This window comes from Melghirimyces profundicolus, from assembly GCF_003054245.1.
In the GTDB taxonomy this organism is placed as follows: Bacteria; Bacillota; Bacilli; order Thermoactinomycetales; family DSM-45169; genus Melghirimyces; species Melghirimyces profundicolus.
Window position 1 is genome coordinate 22,021 of sequence record NZ_QBKR01000017.1, and the last position, 26,407, is coordinate 48,427.

Here is a 26,407-nt window from a genome sequence, read left to right on the forward strand (position 1 = left end):
ATGGGAAAGCGACTCAACCACCCGAGGAGTGTGGTATGGATGAAACCGCCCAAGCTGTACACCAACCGCCGGAGTCCAAGCAGAAACCAACGCTCGCCGCGGCCGGCCGCCTCTTCCCGGAATCAAACGGAGGAATCATCCATTTCCGGACGGATGGAGGAAATCCGGAATCTCTCCAGGGAGATTACCGCCGCCACCTCAAAAATGGAACAGTGGCTCGCGGCCATGACCAATCTGAGTTACGCTCTGGAAGATAAAAACGTACTGCAGGATTTCATCGCCAACTTATCCAAGATGCAACTGAAAACTCCCTCAGGAAGCAAAGCCGAATCCTCAAAACCACCGGCCTCAGCCCCCAGTAAAGGAAAAGAAGAATCGACTTCGAACCCCAGTCCCTTTTCCAAAGATGGAGACAGCCTCTATGATTTGATCAATGCCCCGGGGATGGAGAAGATCGTGGACAAAGTGATGAAAAACAGAAGAGGAAGAAAGAAACCGTAGCAAATTCCGAATAATGGGCTGCCGAAGCAGCCCCACTGCTTTTTCAGGACTTCTTTTTTCGAGTGCTTGGCTTCCGTTGTTCCATCGCACGATCCAACCGTCGATCGATTCGCTCGGCCTGCTCCCGGGGAAGCCAATTCTGGTTCACCAGACTTGACAATGCCTTATCCGTCCTTCCGGCACCCACCACGAGATCCATGAGTTGCTTCAGCTCCTGATTGGAAAGCGGTGCCCCCGTTAATCGGCGGATGTATTCGAAAAAACCGTCCAACCCGTTGCGGTTGTAGCTGTTCTTGGCGTTTTTCAGGATGTCGTCCATCATTTTGTCATTGACCACGTTTTGACCCACCATCTGGTTGACCAGATCAGCAAAATCTTTCTTGGACGGACCGGTTGCTGTCATGGTTAAGAGCCCTCCCTGTAGCTCGGCCTGTGAATCCAGCCTTTCACCATAGATGTATGTAAATCGCCCGGAGTTGCACATGACAAACACCCACCGTCCGGGAAAACAGGCCGACGCCCACCAAAAAAAAAAGCCGCCCATTCGGGGCGGCTTTTTGCATCGGAAAGGTCTGGTTCCGAAGATGGTTCTCACTTTAATCCGCGACGGACAATCCCTCAAAAAGCAGAACCCGGGCGGGGGCAGCTTCTGTATCTCTCAGCTTGATGGGTACCGCTGTCAGGAAATACTCCCCCACCGGCACATCTTTCAAGCGGAGGCCTTCCACAATGAGAATCCCGGCACGGAACAAGGTTTTGTGAGTGGGGTGACCAGGCTGACCCCGTTCGATGCCGAGAGCGTCAATCCCGACTCCCCGGACACCGATGGAAGTGAGATACTCCGCACCGTCTTGGCTAAGAAAAACAAACTCAAAATCAAAATCTTCCCTGTCAGAGTTCCGGGTTTTCAGGAGAACAAAATCCCCTTCCCGAATCCCCACACCTTCCAGATCCGCACGTCCGATCCCGCCCGTTACATGAGTCAGATCCAGCAAACGGCAGGGGCCCGTCAGTTTTTCGATCTCAAGCGTCTTCATGGTTCCTCCGTCAGGCAACATATGAAGAGGAGCATCCACATGAGTGCCCGTGTGGACATCCAAATGAATGCGGGACTCCCGGGCGGGACTGGTATCAAAGTCCTGAATCACTTCGATCTCCGGCTTTTTCTCAGCTTTATTCTTGTAGACCGCCATCTCTTCATGAATCGTCATGGAGACATCATAAACTTTGTAACCCATTAAGATTTCCCCTTCCCCTCTTCGGTTATTTGGTTCCCCCTCACCACGGAGGTTGAAAGTCCGGAAGAGTGCCACCGGTAACCATCCCTCGCTAAAAGCGCATCGGCCTCCTTGGGACCGGTGGTGCCGGCCTCGTAAAAACAGAGCGTGGAATCGGTCTGTTGATCCCAGGCTTTGCGGATGGGGTCGACAAATTTCCAAGCAAGGGAGACTTCATCCCAGTGGGTGAAATACGTGCGGTCCCCCTCCACCGCATCCCGAAGCAAACTTTCATACGCCTCCGGGGAACTTTCTTCACAATCATGACAGAAATCCATCGCGATGGGAACGACTTCGTTTTCCGCACCCGGTTTCTTTGCGTTGATTTGAAGGGAAAGACCCTCTTCCGGATTGATCTTGATCACCAGGAGATTGGGATCCAGGTTGTTGTCTTTGTTGAAATAGAGTTGACCGGGAACGCCTTTGAACTGAATGACCACTTCCGTGGTTTTTTGGTTCATCCGTTTGCCGGTTCGTATGTAAAAAGGAACACCGGACCAGCGGAAGTTGTCGATGTACAACCTGCCGGCAACGAAGGTTTCATTGTGAGACCCCTCACGCACCCCGTCTTCCTCCCGATAGCCCAAGACCGGCTTTCCATTCTGGAACCCTCCGGTGTACTGTCCACGGACCATGTTGCGGTTGACCTCTTCTTCTTTCCAACGCCGGAGGGAACGGAGCACTTTGATTTTTTCATCGTGAATCGCTTCCGGTTTGAGCCGGCTGGGAGGTTCCATGGCCACCAGCATCACCATTTGAAGGATGTGATTTTGCACCATATCCCTGAGAGCCCCGGCGCCATCGTAATAACCCGCCCGGTCCTCCACTCCCACCACTTCACTCGCTGTGATTTGCACATGATCGATATACCGGTTGTTCCACATGTTTTCAAAGAGGGTATTGGCAAAACGGATCACCTGGATATTCTGCACCATCTCTTTTCCGAGATAATGATCGATCCGGTAGATCTCGTCCTCCTGAAACGTTTCACGAATCCGGTCGTTCAGTTCTTTGGCGGAGGGATAGTCGTGCCCGAAGGGTTTTTCGATTACCAAACGTTTCCATCCATGGGTCCGGGCCAGCCCGCAGTCCCGCAGGTGGAAAGAAACCTCCCCGAACAGTCCGGGAGCGATCGCCAGATAGAATAACCGGTTTTCCGGAATCCCGAGCCCCCGTTCCCGGTCCTCCACCCGTTCCTTCAATCTGTGGTAACCTTCCCGGTCATGGACATCCAATGAAATGTACTCAAAATGGCGGGAAAAGGCTTCCAGTTCTCCCCTGTGTTCCACCGGCAGCCGAAAATGCTTTTCCACCGACTCCATGATGATCTGACGGTAGTCTTCCGTTTCTCTCGGGGACCGCCCCAACCCGATGACCGAAAAACGTTCATGGATTAATCCATTGCGGTAAAGTCCGTAGAGGGCGGGGATCAGCTTTCGCCTGGCCAGATCCCCCGCCCCCCCGAACAGAATCATCACGAATGGATCCAACTGGGAGGTTTTTAAATTTGACACCTTGCCTTCACTCCTGTTCCGACCGTTTCTACTGCTCCCCCGGATCGACAGGTCTGCTTTCCCTTTCATTTTTCCCCGAAAGTAAAGACTCAATGAGCGGCCGACAGGCCGGGACAGAAAAAAGCTGTTGACAGCAAAACCGACGTCAACAGCCTGTCCATTTTATATATAACACCACGGGTTCCATATAAACCTGTCATTCACTTTGAAGAGCTTCCTTGAAGCCGGGAGTCACACAGCACCCGTTTCCCTGAAAGTCCGTATCCCGACCCAAGTCCCGAATTTGGTTCCAAAACTCGACCACACAATCCAGGGGACGGGACACGGGTTCAATGGGTGCCAGAAAAAGGGTGGCCTCCTGTTTGGAACCGTTCCCTTCCGCGTTGAAAGTCACATAATAAACCGGATAACGAATCACGCCCCGGGAGGGTTCGTCGATATCGAACCGGACCTCATGGCTGCGGTCCAAATGGGAAAAAGGACGGGAAATGCGATGGATCTCGCCCTCATCCGACCGGGTGACGACTTCCACCCGGTCCTCCTCTTCGCTGACAGTAATCCTTTCGGCCTGTCCATATACATATACCGCCTCTTGCTCCATATCCAACAGTCCCGCCAAAAGCGGTCCGTCGTCAGAAAGGGCCTCTTTCAACAAGCGTTTCAGCCAAGGGGCTTTCATCTCCCGGACCGAACCTTGAAAGTTGATGATGTTACAGTGGGGGAAAACGCGCATCTGTCATCCGGCTCCTTCACTTGCGATTCCCTCAGATTATAACCCAGCAGAAGACCCGGTTCAAGGAGCTTGTCTTTTCCTCTTCTTCTCCAAATTCCGGAGTTCCACCCGCCGGATCTTGCCGCTGGCAGTTTTGGGCAGTTCAGTGACAAATTCGATTTCCCGGGGATATTTGTAGGGAGCCGTTGTCTCTTTTACGTGATGTTTGAGTTCCTTCACCCGCTCTTCCGAGGAGGAGTAACCGCTTTTCAATACGACAAAAGCTTTGACAATCGAACCCCGGACCGGGTCGGGACTGGCCACCACCGCACATTCCTGCACCGCCGGGTGTTTGACGAGAGCATCTTCCACTTCAAAGGGCCCGATTGTGTAACCGGAACTGATGATAATATCGTCAGAGCGACCTTCAAACCAAAAATATCCATCTTTATCCCTGCGGGCCTGGTCACCGGTCAAATACCAGTCTCCCCGGTAGGCGTATCGGGTTTTTTCCGGATCCCGGAAATAACCTTTGAAGAGTGCGGGAGCCTCTTTGTGAACAGCAATATCCCCGACTTCGCCGTCAGCGACAGGTCTTCCCTCTTCACCGATCAGTTCAACCCGGTTGCCCGGTGTGGGTTTACCCATGGAGCCGGGTTTCACTTCCATTCCCTTCAACGTTGCGACCAAAAGGGTATTTTCCGTTTGTCCGTAGCCGTCCCGGACATCGACCCCGAAGTGGCGGCGGAACGTGTCGATCACTTCACGGTTCAAGGGTTCGCCGGCACTGACAGCGCTTCGGAGCCCTTCCAACCGGTATTCACCCAGATTGTCCACCTTGGCCATCATCCGGTACTCGGTGGGAGTGCAACACAGAACGTTCACCCGGTATTTCTCCATCAACGCCAAATAACGGTGGGCATCAAAGCGCCCCTGGAATACCAAGGCCGTTGCACCGTTTCCCAAAGTGGAAATGAAGGGACTCCAGACCCATTTCGCCCAACCGGGCCCCGCGGTGGCCCAAACCGTATCTCCTTCGCGGATGTCCAACCACTCCCGGCCCGCCACCGCCTGATGGGGAATGGCCCAGCTGTGATGGTGAACGACGCCTTTCGGGCCCCCGGTCGTGCCCGAAGTATAGGAAATGAAGGCCACGTCGTCGGACCGGGTTTTCGGCAGTTTCTCCCCGCTCCCTTCATCACCCAGGGAGAAAAACGAAAGCCAACGATCCGTCTGCTCCCCCGTCACCCAACCCATTTGAAGGGATGGACAATCAAGAACCGCTTTTTCCACCCGTTCCCGCAAGGAATGGTCAAAAATCACCGCCTTTGCGTCCGCATGGCGGATGCGGTAGGAAATATCTCCTGGCTGAAGCATTTCCGAACCCGGCACCACCGTCAGTCCTGCCTTCAGTGCGCCCAGGTAAGCCACATAAGCCTCCGGGGTCCGGGGAAGAAGGATCATGACGCGATCCCCTTTTTCCAGCCCTGCCGAAAGGAGCCCTCCGGCCACACGATCCGAATCGGCTTTCAGTTCGGTGTAGGTTACTGCCCGTGTCTCGCCATTTTCGTTTTCCCACCGAATCGCAACCCGTTCGGGATGATCGGCAAAACGGTTCACATCCTGCGCCATGTTGTAATATTCCGGAATTTGAAACGGTTCCATCTTTATCGCCCTCCATCCGTTCCGAGTGGTTCATGCCCTACCAGAAGTTTTTTCGACACAGATGGCTTCTTTCCTTTTCCCAATATCATAAAAAGGGCAGCGGTAAGTGCCGCTGCCCGAAGGTACCAGTTATTCATTTTGTTACTTCAATCCGCCACCCAGTTGTTGCTCGGCCAGGGCGACCAGACGCTTGGTAATTTCACCACCGACCGAACCATTGGCACGGGAAGTGGTGTCAGCGCCCAGTTGAACGCCAAACTCGGAAGCGATTTCGTACTTCATTTGATCCAGAGCTTGAGCAGCACCTTCAACCAACAGTTGGTTGGTGTTGCGCTCGCGGTTTTGTTGTTGTTGCATCTTAGGTCTCACCTCCTTGCAGATGGTACTCTTATATTGCTTAGAATGGCTGAGCCCGATGCGTGTGAATTTCTGGAATGGACCTCCTTCAGCTCAATTTGGGCATCTGCCTGAGTTGCTCATGGCCAAATTGGGACATATGATACTCTCAAACAGCCGCCGTCACGAACTGCGGGATTGTCGGCTTTTCGGAAACCATTTTCGTTTTAGCCGCCATTACGGATTTTCTGCGAGGTGTTTTTGATGAAACAGGATTATTATCGTCTGCTCGGCGAACTTCAAACCGTTGATTTTTTCCTGTCGGAACTCAACCTGCATCTCGCCACCCATCCTCAGGATCATCGTGCCCAAGCACAGCGGAAGGAATATCACAGGATCCGCCAGGATCTCAACCGTGAGTATGAACATTGCATCCGGTTGATGCACGCCACTCAAGAACAATTGACCATGCGGAAAGCCCGCAAAAAATAAAAAGGCGCCTTTCGGGCGCCTTTTCACAATTATTATCCGGTTTTCTTTGTCAACTGAGCCCATTGGTTCCTCAGGATTTCCAACTCTTCCCTGATGTCGTGTTGCTCCAGGAATTCATGACGTTCAACCGCCTGTTTGTATTCTTCTTTTTTCACACGATATTTGTTTTTGATTTCCAAGAGTGGATCCTCCAAGGATACACACCTCTTTTACAAGGGAATGCCCAGATGGTATGTTATCTTTACCCTCTCCCTGAAAGGCTCAAACCTCCAGCCATCCCCTGTAGTGATGAAATCCTTGTATCAAGGGAACAAATAAAAAGACGCACTGTTTATCCGTTGTTTTTTCCCTTTTGCCGTTGGTCCAACCACATATTTCGAACGATGACGGAAGAACGGAACAACCGGTACATTTTTGCGGCATCGACGGCCGTCCACAATTTGGTCCCCGCGACGATCCGTTGCCCGTCTCTTCGATACCGAATGTAATCATGGGCTTTCAGTTGCTTCAGCACGTTGTTCCAATCGGAAGCTGTTCCCAGGTAATCCCGGAACAGATCGTAAACCTCATCCTCACGTACCGAAGGTTCCCTTTGGGTTCTCAATTCCGGATCCAATGCCGGATAAACCAAAAGCCCCCACAAAATGACCAACGAAGCCCTCGAACGTTCATCCCAGTCTTTATGTATGGAGGAATCCGGTCGGTGATCCGGTTCTTTTTCAGAAGAAGGCGATCGGGACGTCAGGAGAGAACTGAGCTTTCGAGCGGATAATTGAGACATGAACCCCACCTTCTTTCCTTGATTTGGTTTAAAAAGTCGTATTTTGGGATGTATATATAAAATAAACCATTATTCTCTTTATGACCATCTCAACATAGGTTTATACTACTTCATGATCCTTTTTCCGCCCCTTTGTTATAGGAAAAATATTCTTTATTTTTCTATAAAATATGCATTGATACGAAGGATATTTTGGTGGATAACGGTATTTCTTTTCTGTTATATTTATTAATATAGAAAGTTAAGACAGGGAGAGGGATGGCTTTGTTCGATACGAAAAAGGGAAAGTATACCGCCCAAGAGAATGAACGGATTATTCAAAAGATTAATGAAGGATTGGAACAAGGAGTTCGGGAACGGGAGATTTTGAAGGAACTCTCCGCGGAACTGAACCGGGGTTTTGCCGGCGTAATGTCCCATGTGCGGAAGTTACGAAGTCAATTCCCGGAGCACTTCAAACCGGGGATCGGCTCCGACCGGGGAAACGGAGAAAGGCGGTTAAACAGCTGGACCGAAGAAGAGGAAAACACCGTGATCGAAACGGTCAACCGGTTCCTCGCTCAGGGAAAACCCCTTTCGTCCGCCATCTCCCAGCTGGAAAAAGAATTGAATCGCACCCAGGGAGCGATTTATCAACGGATTTACACTCTTCGGAGAAAAACTCCGGAACGGTTTCACCGAACGCCGGGACCTCGCCCCCGAAGACACAGCATATCGGGATGGCAGGTTCAACGCCCCGAGATCCGCGACTTGGAAGAAATCCGCCGGCGGGAATTGGAATTGGCCGGCCATGAAACCGCTGCCGCTGCCGAATCCTCCGGGACAGCAAACCTCCCGTCAAAAGAGGGTTCCCATTCTACTGCCAACCTCTCCGAAGAAGATCTGGTGTTAATGGCTTTTGAAAGTCAGTACGGCAAACCCGGCCCGACCATCCGACGCCGACTGACGGATTTGATGCGCAAATACGGTCATACCCGTGTCTCCATCGCCCTGTTCACCCTGCATGAGGACAAAGAATTCCCCTCTGTCATCACCCGGTTCCTGGAAAATCACCTGAAACGAAACTCACCGGTGAATGAAAAAAAGGCGGGCTCCTAGGAGCCTGCCCTTTTTTCGTCTTCGGAATCACGAAGCCGGACCGGTATACTGGCGTTCAATACCGTGGTATTGTCCCGCTGCCTGGATTGGGGCCGGATTTCGACCTGACCCACGACGTCATAGCCGAATTCATCACACAGTTCGATCAATCGGCCCTGGAACTTTTTCAGCTTCCGCTCATCAATATCCGACCGCTGGTAACTGAGAACCAGCGACAGCCGGTCATCGGCCGTGGCAGCCGTCGGTCGCTCTTTGTCTTTATTAAACATGTTCAAAAAAACCACTCTGTTCACCTCGTCCTTTAATCAGGCGATGTGGAAAATCCGTTTAATCCGATTGATGAGGCTTGTCTCCTCCAACTCCAGATAGGGGACTTCTTCTCCGTTAATCCGGCGGGCGATGTTGTTGAAAGCCCGGCCGGCCATCGACTTATCGTCCAGCACAACCGGTTCACCGGTATTGGAAGAACGGATGATGCGACGATCCTCGGGTACAATCCCCAAGAGGTTGATCGCGAGGTGGTTCTGGACCCGTTCCACACTCAGCATGTCACCGTCTTTTACCATACCGGGTTGCACCCGATTCACCACCAAGTCGATGTGGTCCAGGTTGGCCGACTCCAGAAGTCCGATCACGCGATCCGAATCCCGTACAGAAGGGATTTCGGGATTGACGACCAAAATGGCCCGGTCTGCCGGAGCGATCGCATTTCGAAATCCGCCTTCGATCCCGGCAGGGGAGTCGATCAGGATAAATTCAAATTCCTCCCGCAATTCGTCCACAAGCTGTTTCACCTGCGCCGGTGTAACCTCCTCTTTGTACCGTGTCTGAGCAGCCGGCAACAGGGCCAGGTTGTCGAATTCTTTATGTCGAACCAAGGACTGGCGCAGTTTACTCGTTCCTTCGATCACATCCACCAGGTCATAGACAATCCGGTTTTCCAAACCCAGCATCAAGTCCAGCTTCCGGAGGCCGATGTCGGTGTCCATCACGCAAACACTTCTCCCCAGCTGGGCCAGAGCCAAACCGACCGAAGCGACGGTTGTGGATTTCCCCACTCCGCCTTTCCCACTCGTCACGGTAATGGCTGTGGATTTATGCTTCATAACTCTTTACCCCTTTCCAAAGCCTATCTATCTAAAACAGCTGACCAGGGTAAACCCTCATGGAAGAAAGAGAACTTTGCCAAATTTTTTAATGATTTTGTTTTATTGACAGATTGAAACAAGTTTCTCTGTCATTGTACCAGATATCGGGCCCCAAAAGAAGGGAATGGATGAAAATCCTGTTTTATCCGGCCCGTTCTCTCGCGAAGCGTTCCAGCTCGCGGCTGAGCAACTTCCAGATGATCGCGACGGCGGCCGCATCGTCCACATAACCCGCGATCGGCAGGAAGTCCGGCAACACATCGGTCGGGATAATGAAATACAAGAGTGCCGCCCCCGCCAACGCTTTTTGGGCCCGGTGGGTCCCGGGGTCGCGGAAATATCGGTAAAGAAGTTTCAATTTGTCGATAACCTGTTGAATGCCGCCGACACGCCGGACTTTGTCGTTAAATTCGTCAATGATTTTTCGTTTTCCTTCCGGGGTTTCCGCGGTTTTTTTCAGCGGTTCGAGAAAATTTTCAACCTTGTTGTTCAGACCAGACGACATCGAACTCCCCCCTTCAGTCATGATAAACATGTTTTTTGCAGTGCGAACAGATCACCGTTTTTTCTTCGATCTGATCCCCGCAATGAGGACAGACAAAAATCGCCTCCCCTTCCCCCAAAAATGGGGGGGCGGTATTTTCCTCCTCTTCTCTCGACGGGCCCGGCGGAGCCGGTTTTTCTTCCTCGACCTTCTCTTCCTCCGCTTTGCTGTATCCGGAATCCGGAGCCGGAATCTTCTCTCGGTTACGTTCTTTTTCTGGAGGGGGAACTTCCTCCTGTTGTTTCAACTTTTCCACCGACTGTTCCAGTTCCGCGATCTTTTCCCGAACATCCCGGATCTGTTGAAGCGTGGCCCGGGTCAGATCCGTCAGATCCAGACGCCCTTTCATTTCCCAGTATCGGTGGACTTCCCTTCCAAGCCGGCGGTACAGTTCATCTTCATTCTCTTTTTTGTTGCGGATCAACAGCGTGATCCGGCTGATGTGCAACACCTTTTTTGATCGCTGGCTGGTGCTTTCAATTCCCTTTTCCAGCTTTTGTCTCAGCCCGGTCAGCAAATCCAAAGCGCTTCGCTCCCCTTTTCACGGCTGTGTTTCTTTATTGTACGATGAAATCTGTCTTCCTTCCAGAAGGGAACTCGCTTTCGCCTTCAAACAAAAAAGCCCCGTCGGGGGCTTTCAACACACACCTAAAAGCGTTGTGAAAAAGCGAGCGGCAGCATTTACTCCAAGCCCCCTTTCTAGAAACGAACATGAAATCACAACGCTTCTAAAAGTCGTCGGGACCGGGGCCCAAGCCGGGTCCGGAGCCGAATTCCGGATCGAAGCCGGGACCCGGGCCGAATTCCGGATCCGGGGGAGGACCCGGAGGAGGTCCCGGCGGCCCCGGGGGAGGCCCTCCGATTCCCGGGCCCCCAAACCCTTTCGGTCCTTTGAAGCCTTTCGGTCCCGGGCCGAAACCTCTTTTAAAGGGGCCACCCAAGAACCTTTTTCCAAGAAAGAATCCGAACATGCTTTTCCCTCCTGTGATCATAAGCTGAAGTGGGTCTTTACCATTCTATGCCGGACTCTTCTTGGCAGAGTGGGACACCCCTCTTCGGTCAAAAGCGGAATTTCACCGTCAACTGGAATTGACCACCCTCCGGGATACATGCCGGGAACCGGAAGAGGCCCGGCGGCTCTCGGAAGCAGCCGAACGGCGAAGCCCGCTTCGCAACCAGAAGGCTCCCGCCACCAACAGACCTGCCGTCAGCAGGAACAACCCGCGGATCCCGATCCACCCGGCAAGAAAACCGCCGGTGATCGGTCCGAGCATGTGCCCCAGAAAGACGGCGCTGGTGCTGTAACCATAAGCCGTACTCTCTTTCCCCCGGGGGGCGTTTTTACGGATGAGGGAATGCAGCGAAGGCAACAGCCCTCCCATGCAGAGTCCCAGAAGAAAGCGGAGCACCAGAAGCTGCCAGACGGACGTAACCATCGCGTGGGGCACAAAGGAAACAGCCGCACCCAACATCGCGAAGAACAACACCCGGTCCGAACCGAACTGATCCCCCAGGCGTCCCAACCGGGGGGAAGCCAACATGTTGGCCGAACCGGTTACCGCTGTCACCAAACCGGCAAAAAAGGCAAGATATCCTCCGGGTGCACCCAGTTGGTCCACAAACAGCGACATCTGGGGCATCGGCGCCAACATGGCAAACTGAAGCATGAATCCGACGGAAAAGAGAATCGGGAGCGGTTTTCGGTGAAAGATGTGGGATCCTTCCGCCAAGAAGCCGGCCCGTTCCTGTGCGGGTTCGGGTTTCGATACTTCTTTCACGGCAAATGTGACCACCAGCGTGGCCAAACCGATCATCAAGGCGGTCAGGGAAAAGATGGTGCGGTAATCGACCACCTCGGCCATGATGCCCCCGATGAAAGGCCCCATGATGCTTCCGGACACAGCTCCCGATTGCAACATCCCCAAGGCGTAACCGGTCCGCTCCTTCGGCGTGTTGGTTGCGACCAGGGAGATGGATGCCGGGATAAATCCGGAAACCGTCCCGTTTAACAGTCGCAGAATCAAAAGTTGCAGAGGACTGGTGGCAAGGCCCATCAGAAAGATGACGATCGTCATCCCGAATCCGGATCGCAGGACCATGATCTTGCGGCCCACTTTATCCGCCAGACTTCCCCATATCGGAGCCATCACAAAGGCCGACAAAAAGTTGATGCCGAAAATCAGCCCGGCCCAGAGCTGGGTTTTTTCCGGATCCGTCACCCCCATCTCATCCTTAAGGTAGAGAGGGAGAAAGGGGATGATCATGCTCATCGCACCCATAACCAGAAATTGGGATGCCATCAGGATATAAAGATTCCGTCGCCAAATTTCCATAACGGAGTGAACCATCTCCTTTTGATTTGTTCCTTCGATCATTTATTTCGTTCGGCGAAATGTTAATCCAAAAAAAGCTGCCTCGTTTACAGACCAGGCAGCGTCCTTACGGTAAATCACCCGCTTGTCAAGCGGGTCGGTTTATGAAACTCGGTTTCCAGCTCACGGCGGAGGGAACGGTCCACCCGTGTCACGAAGTGCATCTGCTCAATCCGCCGGATCATTTGGTCCGCTTTTTTTCCATCCACATAAAGAAAAACGTATTTCAACCGCTTGGACATATAGTGGATATTACCCAAGCGCCCCAGAGAACGAGCTGCCTTGAGATCCTTCACCCAAACAGCCAAACCCAGCCGTTCCGCGATCTCATAAGACATGAAAGGTATCTCCTTTTTTGCTTTTTTACAGGCTCTTTCCTTTCCGCAAACAACAAAAACGGAATGCGAACACCTGAAAGAAGATCCTAATCAATGGTAACACGCTTTGAGAATCAAAGCAAACGAACCGCTCGTATTCCACTACGCTTTGAAACGGTATTTCTGATACAATGGGACCGGGAGGTGGGCATGTGTCCGATACATTGGAAAACCGGTTCGTCAAAAGACTGCGTGCTGCGGGATTCGGCGACACGGAACTCCGGACCTTTGCCGGCACCCACTTTTTGTATCTCTGTCCCCGGAACGGGGAAACGGCTGCCGCAACCCGACTATCCCGGGCGATCCGGAAAGCGGCCCGTCCACTTCTTCTCCATACGAAACTCACCTTGGAATGCCATTTTGTCAGAAAGGCCAAAGACCGGTGGGTTTATCGCATTCGCTTTCGGGTCCCCGACGAAAAGAGCTTCTGTTGCGGCAATCAATGTCCGGACTGTGTTCTTTTGCGCTCCCGTCGCTCTTAGAACCCCTGCCGGACTTCCCCCTTAAGCGGGACCGACGAAAATTCAGCCGCAGCCCTTTCGCCGTCTGCGCAATTCCCTGGGATCATTGATGGGAACCTTGATCGAGTCGGATACAGACCGGGCGATCGTTCGGCTCACCTCACTCAAAAGATAATCGAGCCGTTCTTCTAAATCGAGGTACGCCCGGATTTTGGGATGTTTTTTCAGCTCCTTAAGAAAGGCTTCCGCTTCGTCTTTGGCTTTATGGTAATCAGGATGGAAGTGACCGAAGCGTTGACAATCTTCGAAGACCTCTTTTTTCCGCTGAAATTCCCGGATCAAGCGTTGTGCTTCCTTGTCGTTTTGGATCTCTTTCTTCAACTTAAGGTATTGTTTCACTTCTTCGGATTCGTTGATCCGGTCCGCCAGTTTATACGTTTCGAGCAAAAGCTCGGTCATATCGATGGAATTCACTTGGGATCCCTCCATTTTTCCATGATAACATACACCCCTTCTGAAAAAGAAAAAGCTTCCCCGGCAAACGTCGGGAAAGCGAAGGAGGGCTATACCACTCCTTTATGGGGGCGGGGTTTCGGATCATGGCTGTTTACCGCCTGTTCCACTTGGCTGTCGATTCGTTCGGGTGTCCAGGCGCGCCGGGTATCCAGTCGGTTTCTTTTTCGATATTTTCCTTTGGCGTTAATCGGCTCTTCGTCCGGTTTTTTTTCAATCATTCCAACACCGCCTTTCTGCCGCTTCAACCCCGGTTTACCGAAGTTTCCTGACGGCGGGTGTTCAGGATGCGCGAAGCCACCAGGAGAAGGTGTTTGTTTTCCAACATTATATCACACAAAGCCGGGGTTGCTTCATCCAGGTCGAGGGTATCCAGCCGAAACATCAGAACGAACAACCCGCTTCGGAAGACAGCGGTCACCATATATTCGTAAGGATATGCTTCGTTTTGTGACACGATGTCGGCACCCGTGGCCCAGCTTTCCGTTTCCGGGCAATCCGCATCCGCTTCCAGGTGGAAAGAGAGCTCAAACCACGCTCCCGCCGAACCTCGGAGGCGGAGTGTGTCCCCTTCCGATTCGTAGCAGGCGACCGCCACGCAGGCCGGATCCATTTCCTTCAGCACACGCTCCATCAGGAGGTGGGGGGCCACCGGATGCCCCCCTTGAAGCATCACTTCATACAGCCGGACTTCCCCCCTTAATTTTGCCGCGAGACGAACCGACTGTTCCAGCTTCTCCTTCCCGTTTGCCAATCGCTCTTTCAGCTTTTCGTTTTCCTGGCCGGTTTCCTTCAACCGGCTTTTCAGTTCCTTCACCCGGGCCCGCCACTCTTCGGATCCGCCCTTTTCTTTTTCCCATTTCCGCCTTTCGTCGAACTGCTTTCGGTTAAAGAGATATTCAGCGAAAGGACTGTAAAAGTGGGAATCCCGCTCGCACATTTTCCTTGCGGCGGATTGACTGAGAATCAGGACGATCAACGCTACATACACCAAAGCCACTGCCGGATGGTTCGCCCAAACCTGCCGAAAGTCACCGTTCCATACCGGCGTGAAGAACAACACCGTGACCAAGGTGGCGCCGTAGCGAACCCACTCTCCCATCTTTCCGGTCCACATGACAGCAGATGCGAAAAAGGCACCCATGAATTTCCATATAAAATCCCCCGAAAAACGGGGGTGCTCTAAAGCCCGATTCCTTTCTTCAGGGCGGCGATGAGGCATCGGTTGCATGGACTTCCCTCCCCCCTGACACATTCGACCCGGGCTTGGAAAGTCCTTCCCATCCCCACCGTTTCAAATCAGATCATGCCAGGGGGCCAAGAGCTGAACCTCCGCAAACGCCTCCATCGGCAGGTGGCGTTTCTTTCCTGATGGATCCCTGCCCCGGACTTTCCACCCTTCTCCGTCCGGAACAATCTTGGTTGGGGTAAAACGGTCCGGCTCTCCCTTGCCGGAAGAATGGAGGACATCCAGTTCCATGGAAACCGCCCGATTCAGGAGTTCCCGCAAGGTTGAGGGGTGATAACGGCGCATTCCGGATGTCCAAAGCTTGGGCAACTGTTGGAACCCCGGAACGGCTTCCTCCGGCGAAGGATCACGACCGTCCACAGGGGCTACTTCTTCCTGCTCTCCCTCCCCCCTCTCTCCCTCCTTCAGATCTTCCCACCAAGAGTCCTTCTCTTCCCTCTGCAAAATGGAAACTCCTTTTTCCGCCAACCGTTTTTCCACCTCTTTCACCCGGTTGCTGGGAACGAGATAGATCCCATCCCCAACGGGATCCAGATTCCAAGCCGTCCGATCTTCTTCCGACACCCATCTTCCGCAAGCTTTTGGCTCCCGAAGAAGCCACACCTCCTCCAAAACGGGGAGATCCCCCGCCCACCGACGCAGGGTTACCGCGACGTTTTCCGGCGCCGGATAGCCGGAGATCTCCTCCAGCAGCTGAAGCATTTCCTCCGGGGAGATCCCCTTTTCCGCCCCCCGGCGGACAGAATCAGCATTGAGTTCGTAGGTAATGTATTGGTCCTCCCCCATGCAATCGGCAAACAGGGCGAGCAGAAAACGGCGGTGAAGGGGGAGAAAGGGCGGGACCAGAATTTCAAAATCCGGCTTCACATATCCTTTCATTTCGGGAAAGTCTCCCCCGACCGGGGGAGCCCACGGAAGCCATCGCCAGAAGGTCTCTCCCCGGTGTTTTGCCCGTTCCACCCATCCCATCGCTTGCAACGGCCGCAACCAACGCCGTTCCACCTCTTCCGCAAAGAAGGGAAGTTTTCCGGCTCCCCCGCTGAGCGCCAGCCATCCCAAGCAGGTCTCCCGGAAACGGAACCATCCTCCTTGACAGCGTTCCATCTGCCACCACAGTCCGTCCCAACGGGGCCGGTCCTCCAACAAAAAATCCCGCGTCAGACAGAACAACTCTTCGATTCGGGCATCCCAGGCTAAACACAACCACCGGTGCAGACGGTTCGATCGGGGAACCCAGCGCCCTCCCTCCTTTTGCAGTATCCCGAGCCGTTTCGTAAAGCCGGCTGCCAGTCTGACCGCCGGAGAGCCCGTTTCCCTTTCCCACCGGGATTCGGAGAATGATTCTTCGTCCATATTCAGCTCCACCGCCAGTTTCCGCTCCACCGTAAGGGGAACGTTTCCCTCACGGGTAAGGGGAATCCCTTCCCGCTCCAGCTGGACGGCGAATTGAAACAAGGGGTTCCAGATTCCCCTGGCCGGGTCGGCATCTTCGATCTCCTCCGGCACCTCCCTTTCCTTCGGTGCTTCGCCGATGCGGGATCGACTGTAAGCCCGCCGGACTTCCCGCGGACACCAGAGCAACCACCCCGCCGGCCGGTTCCGGAGGCGGAACAGTAGACCTCTCCTGCGGAGAAGCACCAATGCGGTCCGGAAACGGGAAGGAGAAAGGACGGAAGGACGACCGGAAGTTTCACCCTCCGGGATTGGACGGTCCCCTTGGGTAAACACCAAAAATTCCAACGCCACCCGCTCCCAGGGATGCAGACGTCCTTCAAACCCGTCTTTTTCCACCTCGTCAACAATCGCCTCCGCCAGGGAACGGGGATCCTTTCCGCATTTGTGTTCCCGTGAGAGACGTGACCGTGCTTCATCGGTCAAGCCATTCAAACAGCAAACCAGTGACGGCTTCATCCTTCACCCTCCCATGCTTCCGATTCGGTCACCTCATATCGGTACCCCCGCTCCACGAGAAACAATTGCCGGTGCATGGCATATTCCTGATCCACCGTATCCCGGGAGATAATATTGTAAAAAAACGCCTCATTCTCCCCCTGTTTCGGCCTCAGAATGCGGCCGAGGCGCTGGGCTTCTTCCTGCCTTGATCCAAACGTTCCCGAAATCTGGACAGCCACTCTCGCATCCGGCAGATCCACGGCAAAATTGGCCACTTTGGATACCACCAGGACGGATTCTTCCCCGCGGCGAAACCGATCAAAAAGATCCTCGCGATCTTTCTGGGCCATTGCTCCAGTGATCAGCGGCGCTTTTAAAAGAGCCGCCACTTCCTTGAGTTGGTCCAGATACTGCCCGATGATCAGTGTTTTCAGACCCTGATGCTTGTGGAGAACCTTTTTCAGCACCTCTATTTTTCCCGGGTTTTCCGCTGCGATCCGGTAGCGGCGTTGCCGGGGAGCCTGGGCATATTCCCGTTTCCGGTCCGTGGACAGGGGGGTCCGGACCTCGGTGCACCGGGCGCGGGCGATCCACCTGTCGTTCTCCATTTCCTTCCAATTCGCTTCGAATTTTTTGGGTCCGATCAGCGAGAAGACATCCTCTTCCCGTCCGTCCTCCCGCACGAGGGTGGCCGTCAGTCCGAGCCGCCGACGGACCTGGATGTCGGCCGTCGCCCGGAACACCGGAGCCGGCAGGAGGTGTACCTCATCGTAGATCACCAACCCCCAATCTCTCTGTTCAAAAAGGTTCATATGAATAAACGGATCCGAATCCCCCGAGCGGTGGGTCAGGATCTGATAAGTGGCAACCGTGACGGGTCGGACTTCCTTTCGGGATGCGGTATACTCTCCCACCTGTTCTTCGGTCAGATCCGTTTTGTCCAACAGTTCGCGGATCCACTGCCGAACCGAGGTGGTATGGGGCGTAAGGATCAGTGTCGCTTTTCCCACTTTCTCCATCACAGCGATTCCGATGACGGTTTTTCCCGCACCGCAGGGAAGGACGAGCACCCCGTTCCCCCCGGTCACGTCCCCTTCGCAATGGAAAGCGTCCACCGCCCTCTGTTGATAGGAACGGAGCCGGAAAAGGGAACCTTCGGACCGGGTTCTCTCCCTCAAGCGCAAGGGAATCGATTCCCCGCGGGCATAACCGGCCTGGTCCCCGACGGGATACCCCCACCGGATTATCTCCTGCTTGACCCATCCTCTGAGATGCTTCGGAACCTCAAAACATCCCTTTGAAACCGGAGTGAGGCGATGTTTCCAGGGGGTGCTCCGGCGAAGGCGCCGGAAGAGATCCGGATCTTCCACCGACAGGATCAACCGGTTGTCCCGGGTGATCAATTTCAACACCCCGTACCGGCCCACCGTCTCCTCCACTTCCTTTCGAAGGGAAGCGGGGAGGCCGAATTTGCTCTCTTCGTTCAAAAACGCATGAATCTCTTCCGCCGACCAACCCGATGCAGCGGCATTCCACAAAGAGAGATCGGTGATGCGATAGGTGTGAAGGTGCTCAGGTGTTTTCACCAGTTCGGCCAAAGCGGATAACCGATCCCGCACTTCCGTGAACCTCGGGTGGTCCGACTCAAGCAAAACCGTCCGGTTTCCCTGCACAATCAAGGGGCGGTCCGGTCGGTATTTCACATGGATTCCCTCCCCGAAAGAAAAAATCTTCCTGTACGTGGGCTGACTTTGTTAGGGATGGGCTCAATTTTGAATCATCCCGCTCGGACAAAGACCGGTGCCCAGCTTCCCCGACGCCTTTTCTCCTTATTCTTAACGGGAAGTTGGTGAAACATGACAGAAGGGAACAGGCTGTGATAAAATATCCGAACAACACGGTCGAAAAATTTCTGCAACTTTCCCCCTTTGGTTCCCGTCCATAGAGTGAGAACCATTGACGGGAGGCACAGTATGCGAAAGTGGAAGGTGGCTCTGTTCATGTTGTTGATGGTGTCCCTGATCGGCTCCGGCGGCTGCGGAAGCCCCGATGCTTCCGATGACTCGAAAGGGGGAGCTTCGAACTTCGAAAAGCAAACCCTTTCCTTTCAGCAGGAATCACCGAAGCAACTTCCCGAAAAAGTGAAAAAGGAACAGGCGGAAGTAATGAAAGAAAGCGCCGACAGCGGCAAGTCATCCCTTACCGAAGTCCGCGCCGGGGACCGCACCTATCTTATCCTCTCTCTCGGCCAACGGCCCACCGGCGGATACTCCATCCGGGTGAACGAGGTCGTGAAAAAAGGCGATACGATCCGGGTGGTTGCCGAGGAAGTCCCTCCGGCAAAAGGAAGTTTCACCACCCAGGCGCTCACCAAACCGACCGTCGTCATCTCCGTGAAATCGCCGGATGAGAAAGTCCGGTTCCGCTACCAGATCAAAGAACCGGATACGGAACAACAACTCCCTCCCGCAGACGATCCGGATGTGAAAAGTTGAGCGCCCCCTCGAAGCGTTGTGATTTCATGTTCGTTTCGAGAAAAGAGGAAGCGTTTACCCAAAATAGCGACTTTGCTGTCCTGCCCAGCGGAGAATCAGCCTGCAAGGGCGTTCAGGGGCAAAAGCTTCTCTGTGTTGCATCCGAAGGCGTTTTGCCCCTGCCCGCAGCAGGATGATTCGGAGCGGACCGTGCAACCATCTCTGCAGGACAGCATAGCGAGACCGGGGAGCGTAAGCGACCCAGGCGAGACTTGTGCTCTGTGAGTGCATAGCGAGACCGGGGAGCGTAAGCGACCCAGGCGAGACTTGTGCTCTGTGAGTGCATAGCGAGACCGGGGAGCGTAAGCGACCCCAGGCGCGACTTGTGCTCTGTGAGTGCATAGCGAGACCGGGGAGCGTAAGCGACCCCAGGCGCGACTTGTGCTCTGTGAGTGCATAGCGAGACCGGGGAGCGTAAGCGACCCCAGGCGCGACTTGTGCTCTGTGAGTGCAACCGGAGCGGCTTTGGGTAAATGCCGCCGCTCACTTTTTCACAACGCTTCTTGGGTGCACAGTGTTCCGGCGGACCGGCATCTCTCCGGACGAATGAATCTCGGAACCAAAAAGCCCCGCGCCAAAAACGCGGGGTTTTTTTGTTCAAAGGAGGGGACCGGCTGTCCAATCTGTCCGCTTCGGAAAAGTCACTTCTCCTTTTGTTCCCGGCCGGGTTCCTTCTCCCGCCGTTCCGGTTCCCCACGGTCCGGTTGTTCCGGAGATGTGGTGATCGGTTCCCGGGGAGTGGAGATTTCCGGTTCCCGGCGCGGCGTGCCAATCTCGGGCATGCGCATAAATTAAGTCCTCCTTCTCGTTTTGCCGTTCCCGGCTTTTTTACTTTGCCCGGATGCCGGATCCCTTTATGATGGAAAAAATCCCTTCCAATGGAAGGGATCAGCTTTCTTTATCCACGATCGACCGGAAGTGTTTCCGCCTTTCCGTTCATACTGTTACGGGACGGATCTTTTGGTCAGCCACTCTCTTCCGCATTCTGAAGCCACGGGGACTCCGGAGACTCCGGGGACTCCCACAGGGGGGTGAAGGGTGAAGGAGCTTCCTGTCCCCTTTCTTCGTTTGAAGGGGTCGGTTCCGGGTATGGTGGAGGGAAAGGGTCGGTTGGACTCCCCGTCACCCGCCCTCGTGGAAAACCGGCGTCGGGAGGCGGAAACAGAGCCGGATGCCCCGGCAGCGGTGGAGTCGGACCCGGAAGACGGGGAGCCGCCGGAACGGTCCACGGAGTAAACGGCGGCGCGGGAGAGGCCATCGGAAACATGGGCCAGGGATAAGGAGGCCGGCTCCCACCCGGGTTCGGGGGAGGAAAGGCGGCCGTCACGGGCTCCCGCCTCCATGGATACGGATGGGGGGGTGGATACATCGGAATCCCTCCTTTTCGGCCGTCCGGGGCCGATTAATTATCCATATGTGAAAAACCCTTCTATTATACGGTGTCAGCTCTTATCACCGTTTCCAAACGGATCTTCATCTGATATGATGATGAAGGTTTTGAACCCTTGGGGAAAGGAGGAAAGGAACGATGCCTGAAACGGAAGAGCGGCAGCGAGAGATCGACCTGGACCCGATCAAAGTGGCCCTGCAAAAACGGGAAAAACGTTTCTTGCGCCCCTTGATCGCGGAACTTCAGCCCTACGATCTGGGCCAGATTTTTTTCCGGTTGTCCGGCCGCTACCGTTCCCACTTCATCCGCATGCTGGAACCCGATGAAATCGCCCAGCTTCTGGAGGAATCCGAATCGGTGGAACAACAGGAAATCCTGGCCAAACTGGGACCCGAGAAGACCTCAGAAGTCCTGAACCGGATGTCCTCCGACGAAGTGGCCGACCTGATGGGCGAACTGGAAGAAAGCAATGTGCAAACCCTGCTCCGGTTCATGGAGAGGGACGAAGCGGACAAAGTCCGGGCCCTGCTCCATTACCCGGAAGACACCGCCGGCGGAAAAATGACCATGGAGTACGTCAGCGTGTACGATTACTACACGGTGGAAGAGGTCATTGCCTACCTTCGCCGGGAAGCGCCGACGGCGGAAACGGTTTACTACATCTATGTCATCGACGCCGATGACCGGTTGGTGGGGGTGGTCTCCCTGCGGGAGCTCCTGATCGCCTCTCCGGAAAAGCCGATTACGGAGGTTATGTACGAGCGGATCATCTCCGTTCCCGCGGGAATGGACCAGGAAGAAGTGGCCCAACTGATGGAGCGGTACGACTTTTTGGCCATTCCCGTCGTGGATGACGAAAATCGTCTGCTCGGGATCATCACCATCGATGACGTGGTCGATGTGCTGATCGAAGAAGCCCAGGAGGACATCTCGAAACTCTCCGCCGTCGGGCAGACGGAAATGGATGTCCTGACCCATCCGTTTGCATCTGCGCGACGTCGAATTCCGTGGCTGGTGCTGCTGTTGTTTATCGGAATGTTGACAGCCTCCCTCCTGAGTACCTTTGAAGAGACCATCAACCGAGTGGCGGCCCTCGCCTACTTCATGCCGATGATCGCCGGGATGACCGGAAACACCGGAACCCAGTCTTTGGCCCTGGTGATCCGGGGACTCAGCTCCGGTCAACTGACACGGGATAAGTATATGCAAATCCTGAAGCAGGAAGGATTGGTCGGCATCATCATCGGCAGCGTCTGCAGTGTCCTCATCGTTGTCATGGTCACCCTCCTGAACGGTCAACTCTCCTTGGGACTGGTGGTGGGGGCCTCCATGTGGTGCACCCTGATCCTGGGAACGTTGGGGGGGACGTTGATCCCCCTGACCCTCCATCTGTTGAAAGTGGACCCGACTGTGGCCTCGGGACCGTTGATCACCACCGTCAACGACGTCTTTTCCCTGTTGATTTACTTCGGCATGGCCACGATGTTTCTCCACTACCTTCTCTGACCTCTTCCACAAAAGGGGTTTCTTTCCCTGAAGAACCCTCCGGGTTTCATCTTTCCCAGGCAGGGTAAAGTTTTTCAAAACTCCCCTGCTAAAAGCGTTGTGATGAATGTTCGTTTCGAGAAAAGGGGAAGCGTTTACCCAAAATAGCGACTTTGCTGTCCTGCCCAGCGGAGAATCAGCCTGCAAGGGCGTTCAGGGGCAAAAGCTTCTCTGTGTTGCATCCGAAGGCGCTTTGCCCCCCTGCCCGCAGCAGGATGATTCGGAGCGGACAGTGCCTGCATCTCTGCAGGACAGCATAGCGAGACCGGGGAGCGCAAGCGACCCAGGCGAGACTTGTGCTCTGTGAGTGCAGCCGGAGCGGCTTTGGGTAAATGCTGCCGCTCACTTTTTCATAACGCTTCTAATGAAATGGTTTTCTGGTAAGCTGGATTCAACCGATGAAAAACGGAAAGTCCGCACAAACTGAAATCGATACGGGTAAATTGACACGCGGGAGGTCGCTTCTTTGGAATTATTCCTGGAGATCATTTGGAACCTGATTCTGGTGATCTTTCTCGTATTCCTTAACGGCTTTTTCGTTGCCTCCGAGTTTGCCATCGTCAAAGTTCGGGGAACCCGAATCGCCCAACTTTCCCAGGAGGGCAACCGGCGGGCGAAAGTCGCCGACAAAGTGATCCGAAATATGGATGCCTATCTGTCGGCCACCCAGTTGGGGATCACCCTCGCTTCACTGGGGCTGGGTTGGATCGGGGAGCCGGCGGTTGCCCACCTGATCGTCGAACCCTTGTTAAAGGCACTTCCCTTCGGTGTTCCCGAATGGCTGGTGAACACCCTTTCCTTCGGAATCGCCTTCGGGATCATCACCTTTCTTCACATTGTTCTCGGAGAAATGGCCCCCAAATCCCTCGCCATCCGGCGGGCGGAAGGGACGACATTGTGGACCGCCGCACCACTGAACTGGTTTTACAAAGGATTCTATCCCTTCATCTGGGTTTTGAATGGGGCCGCCAACAAGATTCTGAGCTGGCTCGGTATTGAACTGGACCCGGAACAGCAACAGGCACACACAGAGGAAGAGATTCGGATGCTGGTGGCCCAAAGTCATAAAAGCGGGCACATCGACCAAACCGAGCTCTCTCTCTTTGATAACGTCTTTGAATTTACCGACCGAGTGGCCCGGGAAGTGATGGTTCCCCGGGTGGACATGGTTTGCCTCTACACCGACGATTCCTTGGACGAAAATTTGAAAACGATTCGGGAAGCGCGGCACACCCGTTTCCCCCTGTGCCGGGAAGACAAGGACGATATTATCGGCATCGTGCACATCCGCCACGTTTATGAAAAGCTCCTCTCCCAAGAGACGCCGGATCTGACGGAACTGACCCGCCCGGTGATCCGGGTGCCGGAAACGATGGAGATCAAGGATGTCTTACGCATCCTGCAGAAAAACAAATCCGAAATGGCCATTGTCGTCGACGAATACGGCGGCACCGCCGGCCTCGTCACCACCGAAGACATCATCGAAGAGATCTTCGGGGAAATCCAGGACGAATTTGACGACGAGCGTCCCTTCTTCCAGAAGACCGGGGCTGAAACGTCCATCGACGCCCGTCTTCTGATCGAAGAAGTGAATGAGTACTTCCGGACCGACATCGAAGATCCGGACAACGACACCATCGGCGGTTGGATCTTCTCCCGGTTGAATGAAGTCCCGGAAGTGGGAGACGAAGTCTACTACAACGGTCTCCGCTTCAAGGTCCAGGAAATCGACCAGCACAGCGTGGGAAGGATTCTGGTGACCCGTACTGAAAATAACGGAAAAACCGGTCCAAAAAACCGTTAAGGTACCCGTGCTGATTGCTGTCCTGCAGGGATGGATGCACTGTCCGCTCCGAACCATCCTGCTGCGGGCAGGGGGGCAAAGCGCCTTCAGATGCATTTTGCCCCTGAACGCTGATTCTCCGCTGGGCAGGACAGCAAAGTCGCTATTTTGGGTAAACACTTCCCCTTTTCTCGAATCGCCAAGTTTCGCTCCTTTAACTGTCTCGAAGCATGGACTCATCCGTAAATGTTCAGCCATCGCATCTTTTACGGATAGAATTGCCAATCTTTCATGAGAGCGTCAGCATCCCGTATGTGAATGAAGTTTTGTACTTGATTACCTGAACCGTTATGGTGATCGGCCCCTTCCGGAGGACCGATTTGCAAAAACTTTCTATCACCGTTGAGGTAGGGATATTCCAATTTGCTTATGTACTTCTCTAAAGAAATAGATCATAACTGCTTTTATCAGGGAAACAAATAAGCATTGAGAAAAACTCAATGCTTAAGGGTTCGTGCATGGATACTCGGAAAGGACGAGCACACCGGAACAGACACTTTCTGTAACCCTGAGCGAAGCTTATCCACTCTTTAACGGCCGGATCCGTACCAACCCCTTCCCGTAAAGGCGGACGGGACCGAGGGGGATCGCCCGTTGGTATAAGCGGCGCAAGGTCTGGGAAGGGGTGAGTCCCCGTTGCCGGAAGACGGCAGCCACGCCGGATACGTGGGGAGCGGCCATCGAAGTGCCGCTCAAAATGGCGTATCTGTCATCGATGTAGGCACTGGGAATATTGACACCCGGTGCAGACAGGTCGAGAGCGGAACCCGTGGATGAGAATGAAGCTCTCCGGTTGGACCGGTTGGTCGCAGCAACGGCGACGGCTGCCGGAATCCTCCCGGGGCTCTCGATGTTGTCTCCCGTTCCCCGCGTATTTCCGCTGTTCCCCGCTGCGCAGATCACAAGGATCCCGCGATTGACCGCAGCGTTGACCGCACGGACCAGAGAGGCGGGGGTATCAAAACCGATCGCCAGACTGAGGTTGAGGATGTGCATCCGATGATCGATTCCCCAGTCAATCCCCCGTATGAGGTCGGTGAGGGTCCCCGTCCCCTTGTTATCGAGCACTTTAATCGTATAAAGACCGGCCGACGGGGCCACCCCCACCACCCCGACCCGGTTGCTGCGGGCTGCCAGAATCCCGGCCACATGGGTGCCATGGCCGTTTCCGTCCTGGGGAAGGCGCCCCGGATTGACAAAATTGACCCCGCCCCGGATGTTTCGCCGGAGGTCCGGGTGATTCAAATCAATTCCCGTGTCGATCACCCCCACCCGGATTCCCCTCCCGGCGGTGACGGGAGGGCGACCGTCCCAGACACGGCGAATGTTCCAGGTCAAGGTCTGTCTGGCGGCCCGAACGGCTTCCTCGTATTCCTCCCGTGTGAGGATCCGGCGCACCTTCGGTTTTGGAAGGGAAAGAGCCCCGTCCTTTTCAGACAACAGCACATCGGATTGCTTCAACAACTGATTCGCTTCCCGGGCAGGGATCCGGGCGGATATAAGACCGCTGTGGCGGCTGACATAATCGATCCGACCGCCTGATTTTCGAATCCGGTCCACCACGGCTCGTTTCTTGGTCAGAAAAATATAGCGGACATTCGGATCGTTTGGCATGAAAATCACCTCATACGCAGGGTATGAGGCAACGTTTTCCGATGCTTGTGCGGATATCGCGGAAATGAAAGATTATAAGAAACGGGCAAGGAAGGGGCAAAAAAAACGGGCGGCCCGGCCGCCCGATCTTTCACAGCTCCTCCACCGGTGCCACGTAGACAATGGCGTCCCAGCGGATATGATATTTTTGATCATCTTTGGAGATCAAAAGGTGATCCGGATACACACCGGCAATATCCCCGTCCAGATCCCCCTTCAGTGTGGAAACTTTCACCCGTTGGCCCATCACCCGGTACATCTGGTGTGACAGGAGATAGTCTTTCGGTCTTCTCCGGAGGAGACCCTTGAAGGGATTTTTGAAGCTGCGGCCGAACATGGGCCGTGAAGATTCCGGCGGCATCGGCGCCATTTCCCCCGGCAAACCGGGCAAGGGTTGTGGAAACGGGTAGGGCGGCTGGTCCAGCGGCGGTCCCGGCGGACCCGGAGCATATCCGGGCATCTGGGGATATCCGTAGCGGGGGACCATCGGGTGGAAGCACTCGTCCATG

Annotated in this window: 30 protein-coding genes; 8 read left to right on the forward strand and 22 right to left on the reverse strand. The window is 54.4% G+C overall.

Annotated features, from left to right (window positions below):
* The first annotated feature begins 39 nt into the window (after nucleotides 1-39).
* Nucleotides 40-501, forward strand: a complete 462-nt coding sequence (locus tag C8P63_RS12210; RefSeq protein ID WP_108024579.1) for a hypothetical protein — start codon at nucleotides 40-42, stop codon at nucleotides 499-501.
* A gap of 43 nt (nucleotides 502-544) precedes the next feature.
* Here C8P63_RS12210 and C8P63_RS12215 read toward each other — a convergent pair whose 3' ends face one another.
* The 6 genes from C8P63_RS12215 to C8P63_RS12240 all read right to left on the reverse strand — a co-directional run bounded on the left by C8P63_RS12215 (nucleotide 545) and on the right by C8P63_RS12240 (nucleotide 6,026).
* Nucleotides 545-904, reverse strand: coding sequence for a hypothetical protein (locus C8P63_RS12215; RefSeq protein ID WP_108024581.1), 360 nt, complete (start codon nucleotides 902-904; stop codon nucleotides 545-547).
* A gap of 193 nt (nucleotides 905-1,097) precedes the next feature.
* Entirely contained in the window at nucleotides 1,098-1,739 is a 642-nt protein-coding gene (locus C8P63_RS12220; protein ID WP_108024583.1) for a cyclase family protein, read from the reverse strand.
* Entirely contained in the window at nucleotides 1,739-3,253 is a 1,515-nt protein-coding gene (gene zwf / locus C8P63_RS12225) for a glucose-6-phosphate dehydrogenase (RefSeq protein ID WP_108024715.1), read from the reverse strand. The genes C8P63_RS12220 and zwf overlap by 1 nt, the downstream gene beginning before the upstream one ends.
* 235 nt (nucleotides 3,254-3,488) lie before the next feature.
* The gene (locus C8P63_RS12230) at nucleotides 3,489-4,025 is read right to left on the reverse strand and encodes a hypothetical protein (RefSeq protein ID WP_108024585.1); all 537 of its coding nucleotides are present in this window, start codon (nucleotides 4,023-4,025) and stop codon (nucleotides 3,489-3,491) included.
* A gap of 60 nt (nucleotides 4,026-4,085) precedes the next feature.
* Nucleotides 4,086-5,675 carry an acetate--CoA ligase gene (locus C8P63_RS12235; RefSeq protein ID WP_425437302.1) on the reverse strand — a complete coding sequence of 530 codons (1,590 nt, stop codon included), beginning with the start codon at nucleotides 5,673-5,675 and terminating at the stop codon, nucleotides 4,086-4,088.
* Nucleotides 5,676-5,810: 135 nt separating this feature from the next.
* A complete protein-coding gene (locus tag C8P63_RS12240; RefSeq protein WP_108024590.1) occupies nucleotides 5,811-6,026 on the reverse strand; it encodes an alpha/beta-type small acid-soluble spore protein in 216 nt (71 codons plus the stop codon).
* A 243-nt stretch (nucleotides 6,027-6,269) separates the two neighbouring features.
* On the opposite strand from C8P63_RS12240, the gene C8P63_RS12245 reads away from it, so the two are divergent.
* The gene (locus C8P63_RS12245; RefSeq protein WP_108024591.1) at nucleotides 6,270-6,497 is read left to right on the forward strand and encodes a spore coat protein CotJB; all 228 of its coding nucleotides are present in this window, start codon (nucleotides 6,270-6,272) and stop codon (nucleotides 6,495-6,497) included.
* Between the two features lie 32 nt (nucleotides 6,498-6,529).
* Here the strand turns inward: C8P63_RS12245 and C8P63_RS19155 are convergent, their stop codons facing one another.
* Nucleotides 6,530-6,676, reverse strand: coding sequence for a hypothetical protein (locus C8P63_RS19155; protein ID WP_170109636.1), 147 nt, complete (start codon nucleotides 6,674-6,676; stop codon nucleotides 6,530-6,532).
* Nucleotides 6,677-6,828: 152 nt separating this feature from the next.
* Entirely contained in the window at nucleotides 6,829-7,278 is a 450-nt protein-coding gene (locus tag C8P63_RS12250; RefSeq protein ID WP_108024593.1) for a hypothetical protein, read from the reverse strand.
* 264 nt (nucleotides 7,279-7,542) lie between these two features.
* Between C8P63_RS12250 and C8P63_RS12255 the strand changes: the two genes are divergently transcribed.
* Nucleotides 7,543-8,376 (forward strand): hypothetical protein, encoded by an 834-nt coding sequence (locus C8P63_RS12255; RefSeq protein WP_108024596.1) that lies wholly within the window; start codon nucleotides 7,543-7,545, stop codon nucleotides 8,374-8,376.
* Here the strand turns inward: C8P63_RS12255 and C8P63_RS12260 are convergent.
* From C8P63_RS12260 to C8P63_RS12290, 6 genes are all read right to left on the reverse strand, one after another.
* Nucleotides 8,373-8,645, reverse strand: a complete 273-nt coding sequence (locus tag C8P63_RS12260) for a cell division topological specificity factor MinE (RefSeq protein WP_245920876.1) — start codon at nucleotides 8,643-8,645, stop codon at nucleotides 8,373-8,375. The two genes, C8P63_RS12255 and C8P63_RS12260, sit on opposite strands and share 4 nt — an antisense overlap.
* A gap of 36 nt (nucleotides 8,646-8,681) precedes the next feature.
* Nucleotides 8,682-9,482: a septum site-determining protein MinD gene (minD, locus tag C8P63_RS12265; protein WP_108024600.1), complete on the reverse strand. Its 801-nt coding sequence runs from the start codon at nucleotides 9,480-9,482 to the stop codon at nucleotides 8,682-8,684.
* A gap of 184 nt (nucleotides 9,483-9,666) precedes the next feature.
* Nucleotides 9,667-10,029 (reverse strand): YkvA family protein, encoded by a 363-nt coding sequence (locus tag C8P63_RS12270; protein ID WP_170109637.1) that lies wholly within the window; start codon nucleotides 10,027-10,029, stop codon nucleotides 9,667-9,669.
* 13 nt (nucleotides 10,030-10,042) lie between these two features.
* Nucleotides 10,043-10,591: a zinc ribbon domain-containing protein gene (locus C8P63_RS12275; protein WP_108024604.1), complete on the reverse strand. Its 549-nt coding sequence runs from the start codon at nucleotides 10,589-10,591 to the stop codon at nucleotides 10,043-10,045.
* Between the two features lie 556 nt (nucleotides 10,592-11,147).
* Nucleotides 11,148-12,401, reverse strand: a complete 1,254-nt coding sequence (locus C8P63_RS12285) for an MFS transporter (protein ID WP_108024608.1) — start codon at nucleotides 12,399-12,401, stop codon at nucleotides 11,148-11,150.
* A 116-nt stretch (nucleotides 12,402-12,517) separates the two neighbouring features.
* A complete protein-coding gene (locus C8P63_RS12290) occupies nucleotides 12,518-12,778 on the reverse strand; it encodes a YlbG family protein (RefSeq protein WP_108024611.1) in 261 nt (86 codons plus the stop codon).
* A 191-nt stretch (nucleotides 12,779-12,969) separates the two neighbouring features.
* Between C8P63_RS12290 and C8P63_RS12295 the strand changes: the two genes are divergently transcribed.
* Nucleotides 12,970-13,299: a hypothetical protein gene (locus C8P63_RS12295; protein ID WP_108024613.1), complete on the forward strand. Its 330-nt coding sequence runs from the start codon at nucleotides 12,970-12,972 to the stop codon at nucleotides 13,297-13,299.
* Nucleotides 13,300-13,341: 42 nt separating this feature from the next.
* Here C8P63_RS12295 and C8P63_RS12300 read toward each other — a convergent pair whose 3' ends face one another.
* From C8P63_RS12300 to C8P63_RS12315, 5 genes are all read right to left on the reverse strand, one after another.
* The gene (locus tag C8P63_RS12300) at nucleotides 13,342-13,752 is read right to left on the reverse strand and encodes a YlbF/YmcA family competence regulator (protein WP_245920873.1); all 411 of its coding nucleotides are present in this window, start codon (nucleotides 13,750-13,752) and stop codon (nucleotides 13,342-13,344) included.
* Between the two features lie 89 nt (nucleotides 13,753-13,841).
* A complete protein-coding gene (locus C8P63_RS19160; protein ID WP_170109638.1) occupies nucleotides 13,842-14,012 on the reverse strand; it encodes a hypothetical protein in 171 nt (56 codons plus the stop codon).
* A 23-nt stretch (nucleotides 14,013-14,035) separates the two neighbouring features.
* Complete coding sequence (locus C8P63_RS12305) at nucleotides 14,036-15,022, reverse strand: hypothetical protein (RefSeq protein WP_108024617.1); 987 nt, start codon at nucleotides 15,020-15,022, stop codon at nucleotides 14,036-14,038.
* Nucleotides 15,023-15,085: 63 nt separating this feature from the next.
* Nucleotides 15,086-16,951, reverse strand: coding sequence for a helicase-associated domain-containing protein (locus C8P63_RS12310; RefSeq protein WP_108024619.1), 1,866 nt, complete (start codon nucleotides 16,949-16,951; stop codon nucleotides 15,086-15,088).
* Nucleotides 16,948-18,636: a DNA repair helicase XPB gene (locus tag C8P63_RS12315; protein ID WP_108024621.1), complete on the reverse strand. Its 1,689-nt coding sequence runs from the start codon at nucleotides 18,634-18,636 to the stop codon at nucleotides 16,948-16,950. Before C8P63_RS12315 ends, C8P63_RS12310 begins: the two co-directional genes overlap by 4 nt.
* 270 nt (nucleotides 18,637-18,906) lie before the next feature.
* Between C8P63_RS12315 and C8P63_RS12320 the strand changes: the two genes are divergently transcribed.
* Nucleotides 18,907-19,428: a protease complex subunit PrcB family protein gene (locus C8P63_RS12320; RefSeq protein ID WP_108024623.1), complete on the forward strand. Its 522-nt coding sequence runs from the start codon at nucleotides 18,907-18,909 to the stop codon at nucleotides 19,426-19,428.
* A 680-nt stretch (nucleotides 19,429-20,108) separates the two neighbouring features.
* Here C8P63_RS12320 and C8P63_RS19165 read toward each other — a convergent pair.
* The gene (locus C8P63_RS19165) at nucleotides 20,109-20,255 is read right to left on the reverse strand and encodes a hypothetical protein (protein WP_170109639.1); all 147 of its coding nucleotides are present in this window, start codon (nucleotides 20,253-20,255) and stop codon (nucleotides 20,109-20,111) included.
* Between the two features lie 250 nt (nucleotides 20,256-20,505).
* On the opposite strand from C8P63_RS19165, the gene C8P63_RS18805 reads away from it, so the two are divergent.
* The 3 genes from C8P63_RS18805 to C8P63_RS12340 all read left to right on the forward strand — a co-directional run bounded on the left by C8P63_RS18805 (nucleotide 20,506) and on the right by C8P63_RS12340 (nucleotide 24,206).
* Nucleotides 20,506-20,703: a hypothetical protein gene (locus tag C8P63_RS18805; protein WP_146172175.1), complete on the forward strand. Its 198-nt coding sequence runs from the start codon at nucleotides 20,506-20,508 to the stop codon at nucleotides 20,701-20,703.
* A 292-nt stretch (nucleotides 20,704-20,995) separates the two neighbouring features.
* Nucleotides 20,996-22,363: a magnesium transporter gene (gene mgtE, locus C8P63_RS12335; RefSeq protein ID WP_108024630.1), complete on the forward strand. Its 1,368-nt coding sequence runs from the start codon at nucleotides 20,996-20,998 to the stop codon at nucleotides 22,361-22,363.
* 505 nt (nucleotides 22,364-22,868) lie between these two features.
* Nucleotides 22,869-24,206, forward strand: a complete 1,338-nt coding sequence (locus tag C8P63_RS12340; protein WP_108024632.1) for a hemolysin family protein — start codon at nucleotides 22,869-22,871, stop codon at nucleotides 24,204-24,206.
* A 558-nt stretch (nucleotides 24,207-24,764) separates the two neighbouring features.
* Here the strand turns inward: C8P63_RS12340 and C8P63_RS12345 are convergent.
* Both C8P63_RS12345 and C8P63_RS12350 read right to left on the reverse strand, forming a co-directional pair.
* Nucleotides 24,765-25,859, reverse strand: coding sequence for a S8 family peptidase (locus C8P63_RS12345; protein WP_108024634.1), 1,095 nt, complete (start codon nucleotides 25,857-25,859; stop codon nucleotides 24,765-24,767).
* A gap of 130 nt (nucleotides 25,860-25,989) precedes the next feature.
* Nucleotides 25,990-26,406, reverse strand: a complete 417-nt coding sequence (locus C8P63_RS12350) for a DUF2642 domain-containing protein (protein ID WP_108024636.1) — start codon at nucleotides 26,404-26,406, stop codon at nucleotides 25,990-25,992.
* Nucleotide 26,407 lies beyond the last annotated feature (1 nt).